This is a genomic window from Kitasatospora sp. NPDC088134, assembly GCF_044741705.1.
Classification (GTDB): domain Bacteria; phylum Actinomycetota; class Actinomycetes; order Streptomycetales; family Streptomycetaceae; genus Kitasatospora.
The window spans coordinates 20,325-44,178 of sequence record NZ_JBIUTD010000023.1 but is presented as its reverse complement, the minus strand read 5'-3'; the positions used below and the strand labels follow the sequence as shown (position 1 = coordinate 44,178).

Annotated in this window: 19 protein-coding genes and 3 tRNA genes; 1 reads left to right on the top strand and 21 read right to left on the bottom strand. The window is 73.7% G+C overall.

The features are described from left to right. Positions 1-172: 172 nt before the first annotated feature. From leuS to ACIOHG_RS28400, 11 genes are all read right to left on the bottom strand, one after another. Complete coding sequence (gene leuS, locus ACIOHG_RS28450; RefSeq protein WP_400954638.1) at positions 173-3,046, bottom strand: leucine--tRNA ligase; 2,874 nt, start codon at positions 3,044-3,046, stop codon at positions 173-175. Positions 3,047-3,364: 318 nt separating this feature from the next. Then, on the bottom strand, positions 3,365-4,657 hold the full coding sequence (locus tag ACIOHG_RS28445) for a hypothetical protein (RefSeq protein ID WP_400954637.1): 1,293 nt from the start codon (positions 4,655-4,657) through the stop codon (positions 3,365-3,367). Positions 4,658-4,749: 92 nt separating this feature from the next. Next, positions 4,750-4,822: transfer RNA gene (locus tag ACIOHG_RS28440), tRNA-Ala, on the bottom strand. 254 nt (positions 4,823-5,076) lie between these two features. Continuing rightward, positions 5,077-5,149 (bottom strand) — tRNA-Ala (locus tag ACIOHG_RS28435). A 38-nt stretch (positions 5,150-5,187) separates the two neighbouring features. Next, positions 5,188-5,260, bottom strand: a tRNA-Ala gene (locus ACIOHG_RS28430). Between the two features lie 108 nt (positions 5,261-5,368). Continuing rightward, the gene (locus ACIOHG_RS28425; RefSeq protein WP_400954734.1) at positions 5,369-6,016 is read right to left on the bottom strand and encodes a histidine phosphatase family protein; all 648 of its coding nucleotides are present in this window, start codon (positions 6,014-6,016) and stop codon (positions 5,369-5,371) included. Next, a complete protein-coding gene (gene rsfS / locus ACIOHG_RS28420; protein ID WP_400954636.1) occupies positions 6,013-6,450 on the bottom strand; it encodes a ribosome silencing factor in 438 nt (145 codons plus the stop codon). The genes ACIOHG_RS28425 and rsfS overlap by 4 nt, the downstream gene beginning before the upstream one ends. 121 nt (positions 6,451-6,571) lie before the next feature. After that, a complete protein-coding gene (locus ACIOHG_RS28415) occupies positions 6,572-8,911 on the bottom strand; it encodes a LytR C-terminal domain-containing protein (RefSeq protein WP_400954634.1) in 2,340 nt (779 codons plus the stop codon). A gap of 17 nt (positions 8,912-8,928) precedes the next feature. Further along, entirely contained in the window at positions 8,929-9,636 is a 708-nt protein-coding gene (gene nadD, locus ACIOHG_RS28410) for a nicotinate-nucleotide adenylyltransferase (RefSeq protein ID WP_400954632.1), read from the bottom strand. A 146-nt stretch (positions 9,637-9,782) separates the two neighbouring features. Further along, on the bottom strand, positions 9,783-9,932 hold the full coding sequence (locus ACIOHG_RS28405; RefSeq protein WP_400954631.1) for a hypothetical protein: 150 nt from the start codon (positions 9,930-9,932) through the stop codon (positions 9,783-9,785). Between the two features lie 232 nt (positions 9,933-10,164). Next, complete coding sequence (locus ACIOHG_RS28400; RefSeq protein WP_400954630.1) at positions 10,165-10,383, bottom strand: hypothetical protein; 219 nt, start codon at positions 10,381-10,383, stop codon at positions 10,165-10,167. Positions 10,384-10,545: 162 nt separating this feature from the next. Here ACIOHG_RS28400 and ACIOHG_RS28395 point away from each other — a divergent pair, with 162 nt between their 5' ends. Beyond that, positions 10,546-11,613: a M48 family metallopeptidase gene (locus tag ACIOHG_RS28395; protein WP_400954629.1), complete on the top strand. Its 1,068-nt coding sequence runs from the start codon at positions 10,546-10,548 to the stop codon at positions 11,611-11,613. A gap of 63 nt (positions 11,614-11,676) precedes the next feature. On the opposite strand, the gene ACIOHG_RS28390 is transcribed toward ACIOHG_RS28395, so the two are convergent. The 10 genes from ACIOHG_RS28390 to ACIOHG_RS28345 form a co-directional block, all read right to left on the bottom strand. Next, complete coding sequence (locus tag ACIOHG_RS28390) at positions 11,677-12,735, bottom strand: hypothetical protein (RefSeq protein WP_400954627.1); 1,059 nt, start codon at positions 12,733-12,735, stop codon at positions 11,677-11,679. Between the two features lie 143 nt (positions 12,736-12,878). Beyond that, positions 12,879-13,517: a hypothetical protein gene (locus ACIOHG_RS28385; protein ID WP_400954626.1), complete on the bottom strand. Its 639-nt coding sequence runs from the start codon at positions 13,515-13,517 to the stop codon at positions 12,879-12,881. 103 nt (positions 13,518-13,620) lie between these two features. After that, positions 13,621-14,928: a glutamate-5-semialdehyde dehydrogenase gene (locus tag ACIOHG_RS28380; RefSeq protein ID WP_400954625.1), complete on the bottom strand. Its 1,308-nt coding sequence runs from the start codon at positions 14,926-14,928 to the stop codon at positions 13,621-13,623. Between the two features lie 91 nt (positions 14,929-15,019). Further along, on the bottom strand, positions 15,020-15,481 hold the full coding sequence (locus ACIOHG_RS28375) for a hypothetical protein (RefSeq protein WP_400954624.1): 462 nt from the start codon (positions 15,479-15,481) through the stop codon (positions 15,020-15,022). Positions 15,482-15,561: 80 nt separating this feature from the next. Then, positions 15,562-16,698 (bottom strand): glutamate 5-kinase, encoded by a 1,137-nt coding sequence (gene proB / locus ACIOHG_RS28370; RefSeq protein WP_400954623.1) that lies wholly within the window; start codon positions 16,696-16,698, stop codon positions 15,562-15,564. 121 nt (positions 16,699-16,819) lie between these two features. After that, positions 16,820-18,280, bottom strand: a complete 1,461-nt coding sequence (gene obgE, locus ACIOHG_RS28365; protein ID WP_400954621.1) for a GTPase ObgE — start codon at positions 18,278-18,280, stop codon at positions 16,820-16,822. Between the two features lie 102 nt (positions 18,281-18,382). Continuing rightward, positions 18,383-18,640 carry a 50S ribosomal protein L27 gene (gene rpmA / locus ACIOHG_RS28360; protein ID WP_014135732.1) on the bottom strand — a complete coding sequence of 86 codons (258 nt, stop codon included), beginning with the start codon at positions 18,638-18,640 and terminating at the stop codon, positions 18,383-18,385. 36 nt (positions 18,641-18,676) lie between these two features. Next, the gene (gene rplU / locus ACIOHG_RS28355; protein WP_400954620.1) at positions 18,677-18,994 is read right to left on the bottom strand and encodes a 50S ribosomal protein L21; all 318 of its coding nucleotides are present in this window, start codon (positions 18,992-18,994) and stop codon (positions 18,677-18,679) included. A gap of 241 nt (positions 18,995-19,235) precedes the next feature. After that, a complete protein-coding gene (locus ACIOHG_RS28350; RefSeq protein ID WP_400954619.1) occupies positions 19,236-22,685 on the bottom strand; it encodes a ribonuclease E/G in 3,450 nt (1,149 codons plus the stop codon). 362 nt (positions 22,686-23,047) lie between these two features. Then, positions 23,048-23,821 (bottom strand): TIGR03936 family radical SAM-associated protein, encoded by a 774-nt coding sequence (locus ACIOHG_RS28345; protein WP_400954617.1) that lies wholly within the window; start codon positions 23,819-23,821, stop codon positions 23,048-23,050. Positions 23,822-23,854 lie beyond the last annotated feature (33 nt).

The following is a 23,854-nucleotide window of genomic DNA, read 5'->3' as shown; positions in this document are numbered from 1 at the left end:
ATTTCCCCCACGTCTGCTCCCCCGGATCACCTCGAAGAACGGAGCCACCTTGTTCGCGTTCCTCCGGAACACCTTCACCCGCCGCCCGCCCGCCGGAACGGCGCCGGGCCGGCCACCCCGTGACGGGGGCGACTGGCCCGGCGGGGCCGACGGTGCGTCGGCCGACGCGTCGTCAGCCCGTGACGATGTTCACCAGCTTCGGCGCGCGCGCGATGACCTTGCGCACCGGGGCACCGCCGACGGCGGCGACCACGGCGGGGTCCGCCAGGGCCAGCGTCTCCAGCTCGGCGTCCGAGATGGACGGCGCGACCTCCAGCCGGGCCTTCACCTTCCCCTTGATCTGCACGACGCAGGTGACGGTCTCGTCGACCACGTACGCCGGGTCGGCCACCGGGTAGTCCGCGAAGGCCAGCGACTGCTCGTGGCCCAGGCGGCGCCACAGCTCCTCGGCGATGTGCGGCGCCAGCGGGGCGATCAGCAGGACGATCTGCTCGGCGACCGACCGGGGCGTGGAGCCGCGCTTCACCAGGAAGTTGTTCAGCTCGATGGCCTTGGCCACCGCCGTGTTGAACCGCATGCCCGCCATGTCGCCGCGGATGCCGTCGATCGTCTTGTGCAGCGCGCGCAGCGTCGCCTCGTCCGGCTCCTCCTCGGTGACCACCAGCTCGCCGGTGACCTCCGAGACCACGTTGCGCCACAGGCGCTGCAGGAACCGGTAGGAACCGACCACGGCGCGGGTGTCCCAGGGACGGGAGACGTCCAGCGGGCCCATCGCCATCTCGTACAGGCGCAGCGTGTCCGCGCCGTACTCGTCGGCGATCTCGTCGGGGGCGACGGCGTTCTTCAGCGACTTGCCCATCTTGCCCGCCTCGCGGCGGACCGGCTCGCCCTGCCAGGAGTACTGGCCGTCGCGCTCCTCGACCTCCGCCGCCGGCACCGGGAAGCCCCGGTCGTCGCGGTAGACGTCGGCGGTGATCATGCCCTGGTTGAACAGCTTGTGGAACGGCTCGACCGAGGCGACGTGGCCCAGGTCGTGCAGCACCTTGTGCCAGAACCGGGCGTACAGCAGGTGCAGCACGGCGTGCTCGGCACCGCCGACGTACAGATCGACGCCGCCGGCGGGCTTCTCGGCGGTCGGGCCCATCCAGTAGGCCTCGTTGGCGGGGTCGACGACCTCGGAGGAGTTGACCGGGTCGATGTAGCGCAGCTCGTACCAGCAGGAACCCGCCCAGTTGGGCATGGTGTTGGTCTCGCGGCGGTAGGTCTTGACGCCGTCGCCCAGGTCCAGCTCGACGTTGACCCAGTCCTCGTTGCGGGACAGCGGGGTCTTCGGCGAGGACGCGGCGTCGTCGGGGTCGTAGGTGTGCGGCGAGTAGTCGTCCACCTCGGGGACCTCGACCGGCAGCATCGACTCGGGCAGCGCGTGCATCGCGCCGGTCTCGTCGTAGACGATCGGGAAGGGCTCGCCCCAGTACCGCTGACGGCTGAACAGCCAGTCGCGCAGACGGAAGTTGACGGTGCCTTCGCCGATGCCCTGCTCGGCCAGCCAGGCGGTGATCCGGGCCTTGGCGTCGACCACGGACAGGCCGTCCAGCGAGATGCCGTCGCGCTCGGAGTTGACCAGCACCGAGTCGTAGGTGTCGAAGGCGTCGTCCCAGCTGTGCGGGTCCTCGCCGCGGCCGTCGGTGGGCCGGACGACGCAGCGCATCGGCAGGTTGAACGCCTGCGCGAAGGCGAAGTCGCGGCTGTCGTGCGCCGGGACGGCCATGATCGCGCCGGTGCCGTAGCCCATCAGCACGTAGTCGGCGATGAACACCGGGATCTGCTCGCCACTGACCGGGTTGGTCGCGTAGGCGCCGGTGAACACACCGGTCTTGACCTTGGCGTCGGCCTGCCGCTCGACGTCGGACTTGGCGGCGGCGGCCGCCCGGTACGCGGCCACGGCGGCGGCCGGGTCGGCGGCGCCACCGGTCCACTCGTCGCGGGTGCCGGCCGGCCAGACGGCCGGGACGATGGTGTCGACCAGGGCGTGCTCGGGCGCCAGCACCATGTAGGTCGCGCCGAACAGGGTGTCGGGCCGGGTGGTGAAGACCGTGACGGTGTCGCCGCCGACGGCGAAGTCGACCCGGGCACCCTCGGAGCGGCCGATCCAGTTGCGCTGCTGCTGCTTGATCGCCTCGGGCCAGTCCAGCAGGTCCAGGCCGTTGATCAGGCGGTCCGCGTAGGCGGTGATCCGCATCATCCACTGCCGCAGGTTGGACTTGAACACCGGGAAGTTGCCGCGCTCGGACCGGCCGTCCGCGGTGACCTCCTCGTTGGCCAGCACGGTGCCCAGGCCGGGGCACCAGTTGACCGGCACCTCCTTGGAGTAGGCCAGCCGGTACTCGCCCAGCACCTCGTCGCGCTCGACGCCGGACAGCTCGGCCCAGGCCCGGCCGCCCGGCATCGCACGCTCGCCGGACTCGAACTGCGCGATCAGCTCGGTGATCGGGCGGGCCGCGGCGGCGTCCTCGTCGTACCAGGAGTTGAAGATCTGCAGGAAGATCCACTGGGTCCAGCGGTAGTACTCGGGGTCGATCGTGGAGATCGAGCGGCGCGAGTCGTGGCCCAGGCCCAGCCGGCGCAGCTGGCGGCGCATGTTGGCGATGTTGTCCTCGGTGGACACTCGCGGGTGGACGCCGTGCTGGACGGCGTACTGCTCGGCGGGCAGCCCGAACGCGTCGTAGCCCAGGGTGTGCAGGACGTTGTGGCCGTTCATCCGCTGGAAGCGGGCGTAGACGTCGGTGGCGATGTAGCCCAGCGGGTGGCCCACGTGCAGACCCGCGCCCGAGGGGTACGGGAACATGTCCATGATGAAGCTGTGCGGCTTCGTGGCGACGGCCGTTCCGTCGGCCAGCGGGCCGGTCGGGTTGGGGGCATCGAACGTCCCCTCCTTCTCCCACAGGTCCTGCCAGCGGGACTCGATCTCGGCGGCCAGCGCGGCGCCGTAGCGGAAAGGCTCGGTGGCGGCTTCGGCCGCGCCGGAAGCGGGGGTCGTCTCGCTCATGGTCCTTCAGGCTCCATCGTCATCAGTCAGCGAACAGGCCGAACAGGCCCCAGAAAGCAGAAAGCCCCTCCGCAGGAGGGGACGCCACGCCGACTCCGGCCGTCGGGCCGGTCCTGGTCAGCGCGGCCGGCTAAGAAGCAGGCTCACAGTTCGCATGGGCTCAGGGTACCGCACCCCTTCAACCCGCTTTCCCCGAACCGGCGGCAGCCCCTCCCCCGGCAGGCCCTCCCCCAGCACGCCGACCCGCCCCACGGCCCGCCCCACGATCTGATGCCCCCGGACCCGAACCAGGCGCGCGGCCGGGTCCCGGGCCGACGGCTACGCCTCGGCGCGCATCGCGGTGTCGAAGTCGCGCAGCGCCCGTGCCACCCGCGCGGACTGCATGCCGGCCGCGAGCAGTCGCGCGCGGTCCGCGGTGCGCTCCGCCTCCGCGCGCTCGCCCGTGCGGCGGTACGAGTCGGCCAGCCGCACCATCAACAGGGCCTTGGCGCGGGCGCGTTCCGCGGTGAGCGCGTCGATCGCGCCCAGCAGCAGGCCGCGGGCCTGCTCGTGCTCGCCGAGCAGCAAGTAGCCCTCGCCGATCATGCCCTCCAAGTCGGCCCGCTCCTGGGCGTGCCCCTCTTGGCCCTCCAGCACCCGGAAGGCCCGCTCGGCGACGGCCTCCGCGCTGATCTGCTCGCCCTTGCGGCCGTGGGCCCGGGCGATCCGCCCGAGTTGCAGCGCCCGCTCGCGGGGGGTCAGCACGCCGTCGGCCGCGCGCAGCGCGGTGGAGAGCATCGCCACCGGGTCGAGGCCGCGCCCGCCGGAGTTGTACGTCGCCTGCACGGCGAGGCAGCCGACCACGCCGACGCCCAGCCGCGGGTCGCCGGAGACGTGCGCGGCCCGCAGGGCGGCGACGAAGGCGCGCTGGGCGGCGGCGTCGTTGCCCATGTCGTAGTTGGCCCAGCCGACCAGCCGGGCCAGCCTGCTGGCCGCCCCGTACAGCTCGCGGCCGAGCGGCTCGTCGTAGCGGCCGAGCTCCAACAGCTTGCCGACCATGGTGAGTTCGGCCTTGGCCAGGTCGAGGATCAGGCCACCGCCGTAGGCGCGCTCCAGTCGCTGCTTGGAGTCGTAGGAGAGCCGCAGGTCGGCCAGCTGCTCGGGGGCGATCCGCAGCGCGCCCTCGCCGCCCGTGACGGGCGGCGGCGGCGAGGCCCAGTGCCGGGCCGCCTGCTCCAGCTCGTCACCGCGGAAGAGGTCGGTGAGGCGCACCGGTGCCGCGTCGGTGCCGGCCTCGTGCAGTGCGGTCTGCGCGGTGTGGGCCGTCCACGGGTCGGTCAGCAGCCGGGGCGAGAGCATCTTGGCCCCGCGGTGGGAGCCCATCTGCCCCCACAACTGCTCGTACGTGACGGCGATGCCGACGCTGCGGGCCAGCACCTCGCAGACGGTCTGGTCGTGCGGCGACCGCGGGACCATGCCCCGGTCGCGCCACTTGTACGGCGCGGTCGAGCTGATCGCCATGCCGGGCGGCAGCACCGCGTTCACCTCGCGGGCCAGCCGCTCCGGACTCCAACCCAGCTGGTGGAGTATCCGGGCGAGCTCGTCGTTGCGTTTTCGCGCCAGGTCGGCCATGCCACGACCGTAGCGGCCGGGCGCCCCCACCGGCACGGAACTTCCTCGAACGACCGGAGGCCGCCCCTCCTGGGACGGCCTCCGGACTGCTGTGGAGCTAAGGAGAATCGAACTCCTGACCTATTGCATGCCATGCAATCGCTCTACCAACTGAGCTATAGCCCCGTGCTGTTGTGCTGGTCACCTGCGGTTTCCCTCGGCGACATCGACAACTCTACACGGTCGGGAGTCCAGTCCCTAATCCGTTCCGGCGCCCACCCCCGGCGTCCAGCACCGCCCGCACCGACACCACCCGCACCGGCCCCACCCGCACCAGCACCGCCCACCCCGACAGCAGCACCGCCCCCGCCGGCGCGACGGCCGCCGGAAAGCACCGAAGGCCACCACCCTCTTCGGGTAGCGGCCTCGCGGAACTGCTGTGGAGCTAAGGAGAATCGAACTCCTGACCTATTGCATGCCATGCAATCGCTCTACCAACTGAGCTATAGCCCCGCGACACTGACGACCACTCACGGACCACCGGTGCGGAGTGGAGCTAAGGAGAATCGAACTCCTGACCTATTGCATGCCATGCAATCGCTCTACCAACTGAGCTATAGCCCCGCAGTTCCGCGACTCCCGCCCCCGGTTTCCCGTCTGCGTTCCTCGCTGCGAACGAGGAAGACTCTAGCTGGTCAGAGCCGGAACTGTGAAATCCGTGTCGGGCGGCCGTCAGGTCTCGTCGCCGATGACCGGCTGCGGCAGCGTGCCCGCGTTGTGCTCCAGCAGCCGCCAGCCGCGCGCGCCCTCCCCGAGCACCGACCAGCAGCAGTTCGAGAGGCCGCCGAAGCGCTCCCAGAGCTGCGGCTCCATGCCCAGCAACCGGCCGATCATGGTGCGGATGGTGCCGCCGTGGCTGACCACCACCAGGGTGCCGTCCTCGGGCAGCTTCTCCCAGGCCTCCAGCACCACGGGAACGGCCCGGTCGGCCACCTCGGTCGCCAGCTCGCCACCGCCGCGCCGGACCGGCTCGCCCCTCGCCCACGCCTCGTACTGCTCCGGGTAGCGCGCCCGGATCTCGGCGTTGGTGAGCCCCTGCCACTCGCCCGCGTAGGTCTCCCGCAGCCCCTCGTACTGATGCACCTCGAGGCCGGTGAGCGCGGCCAGCTCGGCGGCGGTGCGCCGGGCCCGCGTCAGGTCGGAGGAGATCAGCAGGTCGGGCCGGAGGCCGGCCAGCAGCCGGGCCGCCCGCCGGGCCTGGAAGATGCCCTGGTCCGTGAGGTCGATGTCGGTGGTGCCCTGGAACCGCGATTCGAGGTTCCAGGAGGTCTGGCCGTGCCGCCAGAGGACGAGGCGCGGCCCGGCCGCGGCGCGGCTCAGAGGTCGCCGCCGGAGACGGCGTTGCCGGCGGCGTCGGTGACGGCGTTCTCCGGCCGGTTGCGGGTGGCCAACGCGTCCTCGGGCAGCGGGAGTTCGGGGCAGTCCTTCCACAGGCGGTCGAGCGAGTAGAAGGAGCGCTCCTCGGAGTGCTGGACGTGGACCACGATGTCCAGGTAGTCGAGCAGGATCCAGCGGCCCTCGCGCTCGCCCTCTCGGCGCACCGGCTTGGCGTCCAGCTTCTCGCGCAACTGGTCCTCGATCTCCTCGGCGATCGCGCGGACCTGGCGGTCGTTGGCGGCCGAGGCGATCACGAAGGCGTCGGTGATCGACAGCACCTCGCTCACGTCGAAGGCGATGATGTCGTGCGCCAGCTTGTCGGCCGCCGCCTGCGCGGCGACGGTGATCAGTTCCTGGCTTCGGTCGGTGACGGTCACAGTGCTCTTCCGGATCGGCTGCGGGGATACCACTCCAGGATCTCACGAACGCGCCGGAGCCCCCGAGCGTTTTGCGCCCGGGGGCTCCGGAAGGCACCCGCGGCGGCGGGCCGACCACGGGTCAGGGCGTCTTCGCGCCGCCCTGGTAGTCCTTGCCGACCACCAGCACCAGGTCGGCGTTCTGCGCGTCCGCGACCTTCTTCAGCACGGAGTCCGGCAGCCCGAGGCTGGTGGCCAGGGCGAGCGCGGCCGGCTTCTTGGCGTCGTCGTTGTAGCGGATCTCGGAGGTCGCCTGGTCGGGAGCCTTGGCGGTGGAGGGCAGCGCGTCCATGCCCGCGTTGACCACCGCGACCTGCGCGGTGGTCGCCACGCCGTCGTTGCCGGAGGCGTTCACCACGGTGACGCGGGTGCTGCCGCCGGTGCCCTTGGCGCTGCTGACCGTGCCGCCCAGCACCTCCTTGACCTGCTTGCCCGCCGTGGCGTCGTCCAGAGTGCCGTCGGGCTTGGTGGTGAGCACCGCCGTGGCGAGGTGCCCGGCCTTCGCCTGCTCGGCGAGGTTGACCAGCACGCCGGCCAGCGCGCTCTCCGGCAGCGAGGGGTCGGCGACCGAGTTCATCCGGTGCACGTCGTCGGTGGCGTCGGCCAGCGTGGTCGGCATGGTGCTGATCACCGCCGCCATCACCTGCCCGAACCGGGCGAGCTGGGCGCCCCGGTTCTCGCCGGGCGCCTGCAGGGTGGCGTAGGCCACCGCGGCCTGGCCGTTCAGCAGGACGTCCTTGCCTGCGGGCGCGAGCACCTTGCCGTCCGCCTTGTTGCCCTCGCGGACCTCGGCGTTGGTGTCGACCTTGACCCCGCCGAGCTGGGAGACCAGCAGCAGCAGGTAGGGGGTGTCCAGCCGCCAGGTGCCGGCCACCTTCGCGCCGAGCACCGAGGAGAGGCCGTCACGGGTCGCGGAGGCGCCGATCGCGTCCAGCGACTGGCCGACGGTGGTGGTGGCGGAGTCGCCGTTGCTGGGCAGCTGCAGGGTGTCGGGCAGCAGCAGCACCGTCGCCTTCTTCCCGCCCCGGTCGTCGACCAGCAGCGCGGTGGTGACCTTGCCCTGCGGGTCGCGCAGGTGCACCACGTTGACGAACCGGCCACCCGCCGCCGCGGTCGCGTCGTTGCCGCCGCCGAACAGCTTGCCGCTCCACCACAGGTAGCCGACCGCGCCGGCCGCCAGCACGGCGAGCACCACCAGCAGCGCGACCAGCCGGTTCCGCAGCCGGCGCCGGCGCTCGGCCCGCACCTCGCTGCGCGACTCGGCGAACTTCAGCCAGTCGATGGCGTCCTCGGACTCGTCCGTCTGCTCGTCGACGAAGCTGAACTCGCCCGTGGGGTACGAGTCGCCGTTCCCGGCCTGGGCCTGGGCCTGGGCCTGGGCCCTCGCCCGGGCCGCGGCGGCCCGGCCGCCGACCGCCTCGGAGGGCTCGTCGGCCTCCTCGGCCGCCGGGGCGGCGGGCGCCGCGGCCTGCGGACGCACCCGGGGCGGCGGCACCGCGCCGGAGACCGCACCGGGCACCCCGGTCGCCCCGGTGCCCGTCCCGGCCACCCGCGTCACGACCGGGGCGGCCCCCGGCACGGCACCCGGCGTCACGGGCGCGCCCGACACGGTTCCCGGCGCGGCTCCCGCCACGACACGCGGCACGACGCCAGGTTCGGCGGCCGCCGCCCCGGCCCCGGCCCCGGCCCCGGCTGACGGTTGCGCCTGCTGCTGGTAGTACCCCTGCCCGGACTGCTGCTGCGGGAAGGAAGCGTCCCGGGACTGCTGCCCGTAGGAGTCCGCGGCCGGCCCCGCCGCCCCGCCCCGACCGTCGAACTGCTGGGCGTACCTGCCCTCTTGGCGGCCTTGCGCCGGGAAGCCCGCGGAGTCGTAGCCGGTCGCCTCGTAGCCCGTCGCCCCGTACCCGTTCGAGTCGTACCCGCTGGACCCGTACCCGTTCGGGTCGTAGCCCGCCGACTGGTACCCGTTCGACTCGTAGCCCGCCGACTCGTAGGCGGACTGCTGGTACCCGCGGGCCCGGTGGTCGGGCGCGGCCGGCGTGCCGCCGTACTGGTCCTGCGCGTAGCCGGACGGCTGTTGCTGCTGCCCGTACTGGTACTGCTGCGGCGGCTGCCCGGTCTGCCCGAACTGCTGGGCGCCGCCCGGGGCGTAGGACTGCCCGCCGTAACCCTGCTGCTGCCCGTACCCGTCCGACTGCCCGTGCCCGGGCTGCTCGTAGCCCCCGGGCCCGTACCCGCCCTGCTCGTACCCGCCGCCCTGCTCGTAGCCACCCTGCTCGTAGCCGCCCGCCGGGTGGCCCTGCGCCTGCGGGTCGTGGCCCGGCTGCTGCTGCTCGTACTCGTAGGGGTGCTGCTGGTAGGGCGGTCGGGGCTGCTGCGGCTGCCCGCCGTACCAGCGGTCGTCGTCGGACGTTCCGGTCACGCCGTCCCTCCCGGGGGTCAAGGGCGGGCCGACGCGTACAGCGCCCGCTTGTGGATGTATCGGACCACGCCGTCCGGCACCAGGTACCAGATGGGGTCGCCCTTGGCGACGCGCACGCGGCAGTCGGTGGAGGAGATGGCGAGGGCGGGCACCTCGACCAGCGAGACGCCGCCGACCGGCAGGCCGGTGTCGGAGAGAGTATGGCCCGGCCGGGTGCAGCCGATGAAGTGCGCGAGCTCGAAGAGCTCCTCGGAGCGGCGCCAGGACAGGATCTGGGCGAGCGCGTCGGCGCCGGTGATGAAGAACAGCTCGGCGTCGGGGTGGAGGCTGCGGAGCTCGCGCAGCGTGTCGACGGTGTAGGTGAGGCCGTCGCGGTCGATGTCGATCCGGCTGACCGAGAACTGCGGGTTCTCGGCGGTGGCGATCACCGTCATCAGGTAGCGGTCCTCGGCCGGGGAGACCTGCCGGTCAGTCTTCTGCCAGGGCTGCCCGGTCGGGACGAAGATCACTTCGTCGAGGTGGAACGCGCTGGCCACCTCGCTCGCGGCCACCAGGTGCCCGTGGTGGATGGGGTCGAAGGTGCCGCCCATCACGCCCAGCCGTCGCCTGCGCGGCGCACCGCCCGCAGTCCGGACATCCTCGGCCGGGCTGTTCACGGCCGGGGTGCCCGGCTCGGTGCTGCCCGGCACCGGGTCCGTCCCGGAGGTCTCGACCTGCTCTCTCATGGCGCCACACCTTACGCGACCCGGGTGTACCGGCGATTCCGCCCGGGTATCGGCCCCCTCCGACGCCCGACCCCTTACCGCCCCCGGTGCCCGCCGCCCCGAGGACGGCGGCACGGGTCGACGGTGACAAGGGCCGACGACGGCCGTCAGCGGTCGCGGTTGAAGCGGGTGGTGATGTACAGCATCAGCAGCAGGATGAACAGCGCGGCGCCGCCGGTCAGGTAGGGGTTGAGGCTGTCGTGGTTACCACCCTCCTCGGCGAGGCGGGCGAGGGCGGGCAGGGCGGAAGCGCTCATGATCGGCGGGACCTTCTCGGCTCGGTGTGAGGACCAGGCGGTCACGGACCGTGCGGCCCGCGCGCTCATCGTACGGGGGCCCGACACGCAACCGCGCGGCGGCCCACCGCGTCTGACCACCCGTGAGCCCCGTCGGCCACCAGGCCGCCACCGACCGACCCGACGACCCACCCACCGGCCAACAGCCGGCCGGCCGGCAACCGACCGACGACCGGTCGGCCGACGACAGCCGTCAGCTCCCGTCGGCCGTCGCGGCCCGCTCGCGCTCGGCGGCCCGTTCGGCGGCGCGCTGCGCGTCGCGCTTGGCCCCGTCCTTGCTCGCCCGGGCGAACGCCCAGACCAGCAGGCCGACTCCGACGAAGGAGGCGATCAGGATGATCCGCAGGAAGAGGCCGGGGCCCTTCTCGGTGGAGATCGGCCCGGCGAGCAGGACCAGGTCGGCAGGGGACATCACGGGGCTCCTTGTTCAGTGCGGCACAGCCAGGGTAGACCCGTTTACCACCGCCCCCGGACCGGGTCCGCGGGGACGAGTTCGCCCGCCGCGACGTTGAAGTGACAGCAGCGGGGGCCGGCCGGTGGGCCGGTGCCGGCGTCGATCCAGGAGAGGTACGCAATGACCGACATGACCAAGGGCTCCGCGCCGAGCCGTCGCCGCCAGCGCTTCCCGGAGATCTCCACCCGCGCCTGGGAGCACCCGGCGGACCGCTCGGGCCTGGTGGCGCTGCGCAAGCTCACCGGGTTCGACGACATCCTGAAGAAGCTGGCCGGGCTGGTGTCGGAACGCAGCGTGCGGCTGCTGTTCCTGGCCACGGCGGTGAAGACCTCGGAGCGCCAGTTCCCGGAGCTGTACGACATGGTGCGGGACGCCGCGTACGTGCTGGACCTGGAGAAGGTGCCGGACCTGTACGTCACCCAGGACCCGGTGGTGAACGCGTACTGCATCGGCATGGACTCCCCCGTGATCGTGGTGACCACCGGGCTGGTCGAGCTGATGGACGAGGAGGAGCTGCGCGCGGTGATCGGCCACGAGGTCGGTCACGCGATGTCGGGGCACGCCGTCTACCGGACGATGCTGCTGATCCTGACCAACCTGGCGGCCCGGATCGGCTGGCTGCCGCTGGGCAACCTGGCGATCACCGCGGTGATCACGGCGCTCAAGGAGTGGTTCCGCAAGGCGGAGCTGTCCAGCGACCGGGCCGGCCTGCTGGCCGGGCAGGACCTGCAGGCGTCGATGCGTTCGCTGATGAAGCTGGCCGGCGGCGCGCACATGGCCGAGATGAACGTGGACGCGTTCCTGGAGCAGGCCGCGGAGTACGACAAGGCCGGCGACCTGCGCGACAGCGTGCTGAAGCTGCTCCAGGTGCTGCCGCAGAGCCACCCGTTCGCGGTGGTGCGGGTGGCGCAGCTGAAGAAGTGGGCGGAGAGCGAGGAGTACCGCTCGATCCTGGCGGGGGCGTACCCGCGGCGCGGCGACGACCCGGACGCCTCGGTCGGGGCGCAGTGGAAGGCCGCGGCCGACTCGTACTCGCAGTCGGTGAAGGACAGCAAGGACCCGCTGATGGGCCTGCTGCGCGACCTGTCCAACGGCGTCGGCACGGTCGGCGGCAAGCTCCGCGACACCTTCACGGGCGCCGGCCGCAACAACAACGGCGGCGACTCCACCGACACCGACCGGGGCTGACCCCGCACCCGCACCCAAGCCCACACCCCTACCCGGGCCCACGCCGACGCCCGGGCCCGGGGCTCAGCCGGTGATCGACCCGAGCACCCCGCAGGACTGCCAGGCCGGCCGGGCGTGCTCGGCCGGGTCGACGGCGGGCGGGCTGCTCGGGCGGACGCCCGCCGTGGTGGCCAGCACCGGCTGCAGGTAGTCGCTCTGCGGGGTGCCGCAGCCGGTCGGCCCGGCCTGCTGGGCGGTGTCGACCAGCCGCAGCCGCCCGGTGTCCAGGTCGGCCCGGTCGAGTTCGACGCGCACCGCCCGGCGGACGGCGTACAGGGTGACCGCGGGGTCGCTGGTGGTCCCGGCCGGGCGGAGCGCGTAGACCAGGGTGTGGTCGGTGGTGATCTCCAGGGTGTCGGCGTCGAGTTCGCCGACCTGGACGGTGCCGCGGGCCTTGACGGTGCCGGCGGCGAGCGCGACCTGCCCGGGGTCGAAGCGGACCATCCAGCCGGTGGCGGCGTGGTGCTGGTCGTCCCGCGGCGCGTTCAGGCTGTCGTCGTACTGGGCGAGTTCGCCGGAGGTGAGCAGCGTGCGGACCCGGCCGGTCTCGTTGGCGGTCAGGGTGGCGGGGGTCAGCTCGGAGAGCACCAGGTACTGCTGGACGGTGTCCAGGGCGTGCTGCACCTCGGATCCGGTGAAGTGGGCGGTGGAGTGCGCGGCGGGCACCCCGAGTCCGGCCGGGCCGTCGGCGTAGCCGGCCGGGAGCCCGGCGAACGGGTTGGCGGGGTCGGCGACGGCGCTGACCGTGCCGGCCGGGGCGAGCGGGGTGAGGCTGACGGTCAGCTGGGTCCCGCTGGGCGCGGCGACCTGCCCGTGCGGGGAGGTGACCCCGAAGTAGACGGCCGCGGCGAAGGCCAGCGCGACCAGCAGCAGCAGGGCGATCGCCTGCCGGGGCAGGGTGAGCCAGCCCAGGCCGCGTGGCCGGGTGGCCCGGCCGAAGGCGCCCGACAGGCGTTCCCGGGCGGACAGTTCCTGGATCCGGGCAGCCCGGACGAACGATTCGTCGAAGACGACGGACCGGAACTCGTCATCGTTGGAACCACCCTCGGGCGTGCCCCCAGGAGGCTCGCGCGGGTCACCCATGACACCAGGGTAGACTCGCCCGCCGCCCGCGACGAGGGGGCGCGGGTAACGAGCCTGCGACGGCGTGTCACCCCCGGACCGATCGCCGTACCGGGCCGCCCGAGCCGCGTCCGGCCCGAACCACCCGTAAGCCTCGCCGCCCGTCAGCCGACCGGGACCGCGACCGCCGTCGAGGGCTGGGTCGGCACCGCCGACTGGAGCTCGGAGCGCACCGGCTGCCCGCCCGGGCCGCCCGCGCCGGGGCTGCTGCTGCCGCTGGCCGGCCGGGCGGGGGCCTCGGGCGCGCCGCCGACCCCGCGGTAGACCGCGGCGACCGACAGGGCGACCACGCCGACGCCCATCACCAGCGCCAGCACCCAGGCCACCGGCCGGTGCCAGCGCTGCTGGGCGACGGTGCCGCCGCGCAGCGGGTCGAGGGCGCGCACCCGGGCCCGGCGGGTGCGCCGTTCCTGGCGGTTGCCGCCCGACCACGGGTCCGGGTAGAAGCGGTCCTCGTCCAGGCCGCCGGGCAGCGGGCGCAGCTCCAGCGGCAGCCCCTCGGCCCCGACGGCCGGTCCGCCGGTCTCGGCGAACTCGGTGACGTCCCAGCTCCGGGCCGCGCCGGCCTGTTCCGGTTCGAGCCGGGCCTCGGCGGCGGCGAGTTGCCGCTCCAGGGCGCTCGGCTCGTGCACGGCGGCGGAGCGGACGAAGCTCTCGTCGAGGACCACGGTGGCGAACTCGTCGTCCGCATCACCGTGGTCGGCGCCGTCGGAGTACGGCGAGCCCCCCACATCCTCAGCCACGGATTCAATGTATTACCGGCCGGGGCGTTTGTCTGTGGGTCCGGCCGATCAGGCCCGTATGGGTTACCGCGTTCGGCCGCCGGGGCCCGCCGGGCCCGCGCGCTCAGCCGCCGACGGTCGGCCGGGCCTCGCCGCGGACGTGCCCGTCGCCGGTGACGATGTACTTGGTGCTGGTCAGCTCGGGCAGACCCATCGGGCCGCGGGCGTGCAGCTTCTGGGTGGAGATGCCGATCTCGGCGCCGAAGCCGAACTCGCCGCCGTCGGTGAACCGGGTGGAGGCGTTGACCGCGACGGTGGTGGAGTCGACGAGCCGGGTGAAGCGGCGGGCGGCGGCCTGCGAGGTGGTGACGATCGCCTCGGTGTGGCCGGAGGACCAGCGGCGGATGTGTTCGACGGCGGCGTCCAGCGAGGGCACCACGGCGGCGGCGAGGTCGAGCGAGAGGTACTCGGTGCCCCAGTCCTCCGCGGTGGCGGGGACGGCCGTGACGGCGCTGCCCTCGGCGGCCTTGAGCACCGCCTCGTCGCCGTACACGGTGACGCCGGCCTCGGCCAGCGCGGCCAGCGCGAGCGGCAGGAAGGCGTCCGCGACGTCCTGGTGGACCAGCAGCGTCTCGGCGGAGTTGCAGACGCTGACCCGCTGCGCCTTGGAGTTCAGCAGGATGCCGACGGCCATCGCCAGGTCGGTGTCGGCGTCCACGTAGACGTGGCAGTTGCCGGTGCCGGTCTCGATCACGGGGACGGTGGAGCCCTCGACCACGGTGCGGATCAGCGAGGCGCCGCCGCGCGGGATCAGCACGTCGACCAGGCCGCGGGCCCGCATCAGCTCCTGCACCGACTCGCGGCTCTCGCCGGGCACCAGCTGGACCGCGTCGGCCGGCAGGCCCGCGTCCGCCACCGCCGCGCGCACCACCTCGACCAGCGCGGTGTTGGAGCGGTAGGCCGAGCCGGAGCCGCGCAGCAGCACCGCGTTGCCGGACTTCAGGCAGAGCGCGGCGGCGTCCACCGTGACGTTCGGGCGGGCCTCGTAGATGATGCCGACCACGCCGAGCGGCACCCGGACCTGGCGGACGTCCAGCCCGTTCGGAAGGGTGTAGCCGCGCACCACCTCGCCGACCGGGTCGGGCAGGCCGACCACGCTGCGGACGTCGGCGGCGATCGCGGCGATCCGGTCCGGGGTGAGCGTCAGGCGGTCGATCACCGACTCGGCGGTGCCGGCCGCGCGGGCCCGGGCGACATCCTCCGCGTTGGCGGCGGTGATCTCCGCGGTGCGGGCGACCAGCGCGTCCGCGATCGCCAGCAGCGCGGCGTCCTTGACCGAACGCGGCACTGGCGCGAGGGCGGCGGCCGCCTCCCGGGCACGGCGCGCGGCGGCGAGGACGGGGCTGTCGGCGGTGGCGGTGAGGTCGCTCATGCCGTCCAGCCTAGCGATCCGGCCGGGCCGCCCCGCCGCGCATTTCGCCCGCTGAGACGGCGGACGGCGACGGACCCGCGAGCAACCGCGGTCAGTAGGGGTGCACCCCGCCGAGCTGCGGCGGCGGATCGCCGAAGCCCTCCGCGACCCGCTTGTGGTACGTCGGGCGGTCGACCACCTCCAGGCCGACGATCTCCCAGGCCGGGAGCTTGGCGCTGGCCTTGTGCTCGCCCCACAGCCGCAGCGCGATCGCGGCCGCGTCGTGCAGGTCCCGCGCCTCCTCCCAGTAGCGCACCTCGGCGTGGTCGGCGGCGTACCGGGCCGTCAGGAAGAAGGAGTGGTCGTGGGCCAGTTTCTCCAGTGCGGTGCGCAGTTCGGGCAGTGGCGTCGCCGCGCCCGCCACGCTCAGCACCACGTGCCACAGCCGGCCCTGTTCGGGTTCCGGCTCCCGCACGTCCTCGTGCTGCCCGTCGACGCCCCGGCCGCCCTCGATGCTGGTGAGCCGCCGCTCGGGCCTCTGCCCCGGCAGCGCTTCCTCCCGCCTGCGAACCACCGGCGGCCTCCTGTTCAGCGTGTCGCGCGGGCCCCCCGGCCCGCTGCTCCCACCCCCCGTACCGGCCCCGCCGCCCGTGCTCAGCCGCGCAGCACGACCAGGTCGTCGCGGTGGACGACCTCGCGTTCGTACGCGGCGCCGAGCTCCTGGGCCAGTTCTCGGGTGGACCGGCCGAGCAGACGGGGCAACTCCCTCGCATCAAAGTTGACCAGTCCGCGGGCGACGATGTGACCGTTTTCGCCAAGAAGGTCGACCGGATCACCCGCGACGAACTCCCCGTCCACCCGGGTCACTCCGGCCGGGAGCAGCGACTTCCCTCCGTGCACGACCGCGGCGACCGCCCCGTCGTCCAGGGTGAGCGCGCCGCGCGGCGAGGAGGCGTGCTCCAGCCAGAGCAGCCGGTCCGCGGAGCGGCTGCCGGTGCGGCGGAACAGCGTGCCGGTGGGGCGGCCGGCCAGCGCGTCGGCGGCCTGGCTGGCGGCGGTCAGCACCACGGGGATGCCCGCGCCGGTGGCGATCCGGGCCGCCTCGACCTTGGTCACCATGCCGCCGGTGCCGACGCCGGCCTTGCCGGCGCTGCCGATCTCGATCCCGGCCAGGTCCTCGGGGCCGTTCACCTCGGCGATCCGGCTGGTCCCGGGCCGGGCCGGGTCGCCGTCGTAGAGGCCGTCCACGTCGGAGAGCAGCACCAGCAGGTCGGCCCGGACCAGGTGGGCGACCAGCGCGGCCAGCCGGTCGTTGTCGCCGAACCGGATCTCGGCGGTGGCGACCGTGTCGTTCTCGTTGACGATCGGCATCGCGCCCATCACCAGCAGCTGGTCCAGCGTCCGGTAGGCGTTGCGGTAGTGCGCCCGCCGGCTGGCGTCCTCGGCGGTGAGCAGCACCTGGCCGACCCGGACCCCGTAGCGGGCGAACGAGGCGGTGTAGCGGGCCACCAGCAGGCCCTGCCCGACGCTGGCGGCGGCCTGCTGCCGGGCCAGGTCGGTCGGGCGCCTGGCCAGTCCGAGCGGGGCCAGGCCGGCGGCGATGGCGCCGGAGGAGACCAGCACGATCTCCGGCGCGTCCGGGCCCGTGCGGACCTTGGCCAGCGCGTCGACCAGGGCGTCCACCCGGTCCGCGTCCAGCCCGCCGGCGGCGGTGGTCAGCGAGGAGGAACCGACCTTCACCACGATCCGCCGTGCCGAGCGGACCTCCTCGCGGAGCAACTGACCCACCATCAGTCCCGATCCTTCCGACCAGACGTACCAGCCGTGCCAGACGCAGCTGTGCCACGCACAGTAGTCATTCGGCAGGCGGGTTACGAAATCGCCGACGAACCGCGGGACGCGGACCCGCGGCCTACTGGTCGAGTTCCTCGCGGCCGGAGCTGAGCGCCTCGAACTCCAGGTACTCGCGCTCGGCGGCGTCCCGGCCGCGCTGGCGCTCGCGGCGGCGGTCGACGGCGGGGCGCTGGGTCTCCATCCGGTGGTCCTCGCCGCGGCGGCCGAGCATCTCCGCGCCGGCCGCCATGGTGGGCTCCCAGTCGAAGACCACGGCGTTCTCGTCGGGGCCGATGATGACGGTGTCGCCCTCCTTGGCGCCGATCTTCCACAGCTGCTGCTCGACGCCGAGCCGGGCCAGCCGGTCGGCGAGGTAGCCGACCGCCTCGTCGTTGGCGAAGTCGGTCTGGCGGACCCAGCGTTCGGGCTTGCCGCCGCGGATGCGGTAGGCGCCGTCCTCCTCCTCGATGGTGAAGCCGGCGTCGTCGACGGCGGTGGGCCGGATGACGATGCGGGTGTTCTCCTGGACGGGCTTGGCGGCGCGCGCGGCGGCGACGATCTCGGCCAGCGCGTAGGAGAGTTCGCGCAGGCCCTTGTGGGCGAGCGCGGAGACCTCGAAGACCCGGTAGCCGCGCTCCTCCAGCGAGGCGCGGGTCAGGTCGGCGATGTCCTGGCCGTCCGGGACGTCGATCTTGTTGAGCGCGACCAGCCGCGGCCGGTCCTCCAGGCCGCCGTACTTGGCGAGCTCCTCCTCGATGGTCTCCAGGTCGGTGAGCGGGTCGCGGCCCGGCTCCAGGGTGGCGCAGTCCAGGACGTGCACCAGCACCTCGCAGCGCTCGACGTGCCGCAGGAACTCCAGGCCCAGGCCGCGGCCCTCGCTGGCGCCGGGGATCAGGCCGGGCACGTCGGCGATGGTGTAGACGGTCTCGCCGGCGGTGACCACGCCGAGGTTGGGGACCAGGGTGGTGAACGGGTAGTCCGCGATCTTCGGCTTGGCGGCGGAGAGCACCGAGATCAGCGAGGACTTGCCGGCGCTCGGGTAGCCGACCAGCGCGACGTCGGCGACGGACTTGAGCTCCATCACGATGTCGCGGGCCTCGCCGGGCTCGCCGAGCAGCGCGAAGCCGGGGGCCTTGCGGCGGGCCGAGGCCAGCGCGGAGTTGCCGAGGCCGCCGCGGCCGCCCTGGGCGGCGACGAAGGTGGTGCCGTGGCCGACCAGGTCGGCGAGCACGTTGCCCTGCCGGTCGAGCACCACGGTGCCGTCCGGGACGGGCAGCACGATGTCGGGGCCCACCGCGCCGGTGCGGTGGCCGCCGGCGCCCGGCTTGCCGTTGGCGGCCTTGCGCTTGGGCGAGTGGTGGTACTCCAGCAGGGTGGTGACCTGCGAGTCCACGACCAGGATCACCGAGCCGCCCTCGCCGCCGTTGCCCCCGTCGGGGCCGCCCAGCGGCTTGAACTTCTCCCGGTGCACGGAGGCGCAGCCGTGGCCTCCGTTACCCGCGGCGACGTGCAGTTCGACGCGGTCCACGAAGGTGGTCATGAGGTGTGCCTCTCGTACGAAGAAAAAGGGTGTCCTGCGGTAAAGCGGAAGGGTGGGTCCGGATCATCCCGGCCCCACCCTTCACAGCGAGTCTGTTCGGACTCAGGCCTCGACGGCCACGATGTTGACGACCTTGCGGCCGCGACGGTTGCCGAACTGGACGGCACCGGCGGTCAGCGCGAACAGGGTGTCGTCGCCACCACGGCCGACGTTGGCGCCCGGGTGGAAGTGGGTGCCGCGCTGGCGGACGATGATCTCGCCGGCGGAGACGACCTGGCCGCCGAAGCGCTTCACGCCGAGGCGCTGGGCGTTCGAGTCACGACCGTTGCGAGTAGAGCTTGCGCCCTTCTTGTGTGCCATCTGGCTATCCCCTTTCTAGGAAGACCGCAGGAAGTGTTACTTGCTGACCGAGTCGATGCTGGTGATGCGCACCGCGGTGTGCTTCTGGCGGTGGCCCTGACGACGGCGGTAGCCGGTCTTGTTCTTGTAGCGCAGGATGACGAGCTTGTCGCCCTTGGTCTGGTCGACGACCTCGGCGTGGGCCTTCACGCCGCCGAGCACCCACGGGTCGGAGGTGACGGAGTCACCGTCGACGACGAGGATGGTCGAGAGCTCGACCGAGTCACCCGGCTTGGCGTCGATGCGGTCGATCTCCAGCACGTCGCCCACGGCGACCTTGTGCTGGCGGCCGCCGGCGCGAACGATCGCGTACATGCGGTACCTACTTTCCTATAACTCGGTCGGAACTCCGGATGCCAGCCGCCTGGGTATGGACACAAGCGGCCTCCCCCGGAAGCGCCGGGAACGGCGCCCACCTGGGAGGTGAGGTGCTCAGGAGCATGGCGTCAACACGCCGAGGGTCAAGAATACGGACCCGTCCACCCGGGGGCAAACCGGGCCCGTCACGCGGCCGGGGCCGCCACCGCGCGCGGCGGTGGCGGCCCCGGCCGGGCGGTCACTCCGCGGCGCCGTCACCCTCGGCGGCCGCGGCCTTCTTGGCCGCCGCGCTCGTCCGCTTGGTGGCGGTCTTGCGGGCGGTGGTCTTCTTGGCGGCGGCTGCGGTGGTCTTCTTCGCCGCCGTCTTCTTGGCGGTGGCCTTCGCCGCGGTCTTGGTGGCCGTCTTGCGGGCAGCGCGCTTCTTCGGCGCCTCCTCCGCGGTGGCCTCCCCGTCCACCGGCTCCGCGGTCTCGACCAGGACGGCGACCTCGGCCTCCGGCTCCACCGCGGCCACGGCCTCGGCCGTCACCCCGGCGGCGGCCTCGACCGCCTCCGCGGACCCGGCGGCCTGCTCGGCGGCGGTCAGCGCGGCCTCCATCGCGGCCTCGGCCCGGGCCTGCAGCACCACGATCTCGGCGGCGCCGGACGCCCCGGCCGGAGCCGTCGCCTTCCGGACCGCGCGGCGGCGCGGACGGCCGCCGACCGCCGGGGCGGCCGGCTCCACGACCGGCTCGGCCACGGCTTCGGCCACCACGGCCTCGACCACCGGCTCGGTGACCTGCTCCGCCACGACCGCGGTCTCCACCGGCTCGGCCTCGACCACGAGCTCGACCGGCTCCTCGACCGCCTCGACCGGCTCGATCGCTTCGACCGCCTCGGTCTCCGCGCCCGCGCCGCCGCGGCCGCGCCGCCGGCGCTTGCCGCCGCCCTCGCCCGCCGGGGCGGCGGGGGTGTGCGCGCCGTTGCCGTGGTGGGTGTGGCTCGGCTGGTCCATGTGGACGATCACGCCGCGGCCGTTGCAGTGCACGCAGGGCTCGGAGAAGGACTCCAGCAGGCCCTGGCCGACCCGCTTGCGGGTCATCTGGACCAGGCCGAGCGAGGTGACCTCGGCCACCTGGTGCTTGGTCCGGTCCCGGCCCAGGCACTCCAGCAGGCGGCGCAGCACCAGGTCGCGGTTGGACTCCAGCACCATGTCGATGAAGTCGATCACGATGATGCCGCCGAGGTCGCGCAGCCGCAGCTGGCGGACGATCTCCTCGGCCGCCTCGATGTTGTTGCGGGTGACGGTCTCCTCCAGGTTGCCGCCCTGGCCGACGAACTTGCCGGTGTTGACGTCGACCACGACCATCGCCTCGGTCCGGTCGATCACCAGCGAACCGCCGGAGGGCAGCCAGACCTTGCGGTCCAGCGCCTTCATCAGCTGCTCGTCGATCCGGTAGGTGGCGAACACGTCGACGTCCGAGGTCCACCGCTGCAGGCGCTCGGTGAGGTCGGGGGCCACGTTGGAGACGTAGTCGTGGATGGTGTTCCACGCCTCGGCACCGCTGACGATGACCTTGGTGAAGTCCTCGTTGAAGATGTCGCGGACCACCCGGACCGTCATGTCGGGCTCGCCGTAGAGCAGCGCCGGGGCGTTGCCGGTGGCGGCCTTCTTCTGGATCTCCTCCCACTGCTGCTGCAGGCGCTGCACGTCGCGGGTGAGCTCCTCCTCGGAGGCGCCCTCGGCGGCGGTGCGGACGATCACGCCCGCGTCGTCCGGGACGATCTTCTTGAGGATCTGCTTCAGGCGGGTCCGCTCGTTCTCCGGCAGCTTGCGGGAGATGCCGGTCATCGAGCCCTCGGGCACGTACACCAGGTAGCGGCCGGGCAGCGAGATCTGGCTGGTCAGGCGGGCGCCCTTGTGGCCGATCGGGTCCTTGGAGACCTGCACCAGCACGGACTGGCCGGACTTCAGCACCGACTCGATCCGGCGCGGGCCGCCGTGGCCGAGCGCGCCGAAGTTCACCTCACCGGCGTACAGCACGGCGTTGCGGCCCTTGCCGATGTCGACGAACGCGGCCTCCATCGACGGCAGCACGTTCTGCACCTTGCCCAGGTACACGTTGCCGACGTAGCTGGTGGCCTGCTCCTTGTTGACGTAGTGCTCGACCAGCACGCCGTCCTCCAGGACGCCGATCTGGGTGCGGTTGCCGCTCTGGCGGACCACCATGACCCGCTCGACAGACTCGCGGCGGGCCAGGAACTCGGCCTCGGTGATGATCGGCACCCGGCGGCGGCCCAGCTCGCGGCCCTCGCGGCGGCGCTGCTTCTTGGCCTCCAGGCGGGTCGAGCCCTTGATCGACTGCACCTCGTCCGGGTCGAACGCGGGCTCGGTGGAGCGGCGGCGCGGCTCGCGGACCTTCACCACCGTGCGGACGCTGTCCTCGGTGCTCTCCACCGGGTCGGAGCCGCCCTCGCCGGAGCGGCGGCGGCGCCGGCGACGGCGGCGCGAGGAGGACAGGCCGGCGGCCAGCTCGTCGTCCTCGTCGTCGTCCTCGACCGCGTCCTGGGCCTCGGGCTCCTCGGGGGCGTCCTCGTCCTGCGCCTCGGTCTCGACGGCCTCGGCGCCCTCGTGGGCGTCGTCGGCCTCACCGCGGCGGCGGCGACGGCCACCGCGACGGCGGCGCCGGGACGGGCGGTCGTCCTCCCACTCGGCGTCCTGCTCCGGACCGGCGGCGGGCGCCTCGGGCTCGGCCGGGGCCTCCTCGACGGCCGGGGCGGCCTTGACGACCGGGGCGGCGGCGGCCTTGACGGCCTTGGCCGGGCGGGCGGGCTGCTGGACCCGCACCGCGGTGCGGGTCCGGCGGCGGCGGCCGACGCCGCTGTACTCGAACTCCTCGTCCTCCTCCGGCTCGGCCACCGGCGCGGCCGGGGCCGCCTTGGCGGCGGGCTCGGCCTTGGCGACCGGCTCGGCCTTCGGGGCGACGTAGGCGGCGGGCTCCTGGAAGACCGGGGCCTGGAAGATCGCGGTGGACGGGCGGACCGCGCGGCGGCGGGCCCGCGGGGCCTCCGGCTGCTCCTCGGCGGCGGGCGCGGGCTCCGGCTCGGCGGCCGGCTGCTCCTCCGCGACGGCCTCCGGCTCCTCCTCGGCCGCGGGCTCCTCGACGACCGGGCTCTGCACGGGGGCGGAGGCGCGCTTGCGGGTGCGGCGGGCCCGGGGGGCCGGCTCCTCGGCAGCAGCGGGCTCCTCGGCGGCGGGCTTCTCGGCTGCGGGCTCGGCGACCGGCTCGGCGGCGGGCGCGTCCTCGGCGGCGGGGCTCTGCACGGGGGCGGAGGCGCGCTTGCGGGTGCGGCGGGCCCGGGGGGCCGGCTCCTCGGCAGCGGGCTCCTCGACGGGGGCCTCGGCGGCCACCGGCTCGGCGGCGGGGGCCTCCGGCGCACCGACCGGGGACTCGACGCGCTTGCGGGTGCGGCGGGCCCGGGCGGGCTTCTCCTCGGCCACCGGCTCGGCGGCGGGCGCGGCCGGGGCCGCGGGCTCGCTCGCCGGGGCGGCCTCGGCGGCCGTCGCGGCGCTCTCGCCGGCGGCGGGCTGCGGGGAGCCGGCTGGGCGGGACACCGCGCGGCGCCGGCGGCGCGGCGGGGCGGCGGAGGCGCCGTCGGATTCGTTGTGGTCGGCCGCAGCGGACTGCGGTTCGGTGTTTTCGAGCATGCGGGTGTGTCTCCCGTCAGGCCCCCGGGCTCCGCATCGGGCACGACGCTCCACCGCGTTCACCAGCCGGCCGCGCTTCGGGCGGTTCCGGCTCCCACGGTGCCGTCGTGCGGACGCGAGGCCGCACAGGGGCTCGTAGTCTCGCTCGATCCTTCGCGGGGCGCGGAGGATCGAAAAGTCTTCTGGTCTGACCAGTCTTCTCAGTTTTCAAGGGCCGGGCCGAGGGGTGGCCGGGCCTGCGCGCGACGACGCTCGCTCCCCTGGGGAGCCGCGGGGGCCGGGGAGCCGCAGGCGCGGAGCTGGTCTCCGTGCCTGCGCTCCCGCCTCGCTCGGCGGACGGCGGATGCGCGCGGCGGGGCGGCCTACCGGCCGACCTCGGCCGCGGCGCGGTCGAGCGCCAGCGGGTCGGTCACCGTGCCGGTCTGCTCGTCGAGCGGCCCCTGCGCCAGCCTGGTCACCTCTGCGGGGACCGGCGGCGCGAGGTCGGCCGTCGAACGGAGACCGGACAATACGTCGTCGGGTCGTACGGCGGGTGTGGCGTGTCGTACTACCAGGCGCAGTATCGCACAGGGAGCACCCGTCCGAACATCGTCCGCACCGTCCGTGCCGGTGTCGTCACCGAACCCGACCGATTCGGACGCATCCGGGCGGACCTCCATCGCGGCGACGGCGCCGCGCGCGTCGAAGACCCGCAGGCCGTTCTTGGTCATCCGCTGGACCTCGACCCGGTCGGCGGCCAGGAACACCTCGGCGGCCTTCGCCGCCTCGGCGGGCTCGACGCCGGGCAGGCGCAGCAGCCACTCGGAGGCCTCCAGGCGCTCCACGAAGTTGCTCGTGGCGACCTCGACGGCCTCGGTGATGTCCAGGCCGGGGGGCAGCGACTCGTCCAGTTGGCGGCGGAGCGCCTCCGGGTCGCGGTGCTCGGCGAGGCCGATCTCCAGGTACTCGGCCTCGCTGGCGGTGCCGGTCGGGGCCGCGTTGGCGTAGGAGACCTTGGGGTGCGGGGTGAAGCCCGCGGAGTAGGCCATCGGGACGGCCGAGCGGCGGAGCGCGCGCTCGAACGCCCGCTGGAAGTCCCGGTGGCTGGTGAAGCGCAGACGGCCGCGCTTGGTGTAGCGGAGACGGATGCGCTGCACCGTCGGCGCGGGCGGCGGACCGTCGGGCGTGCG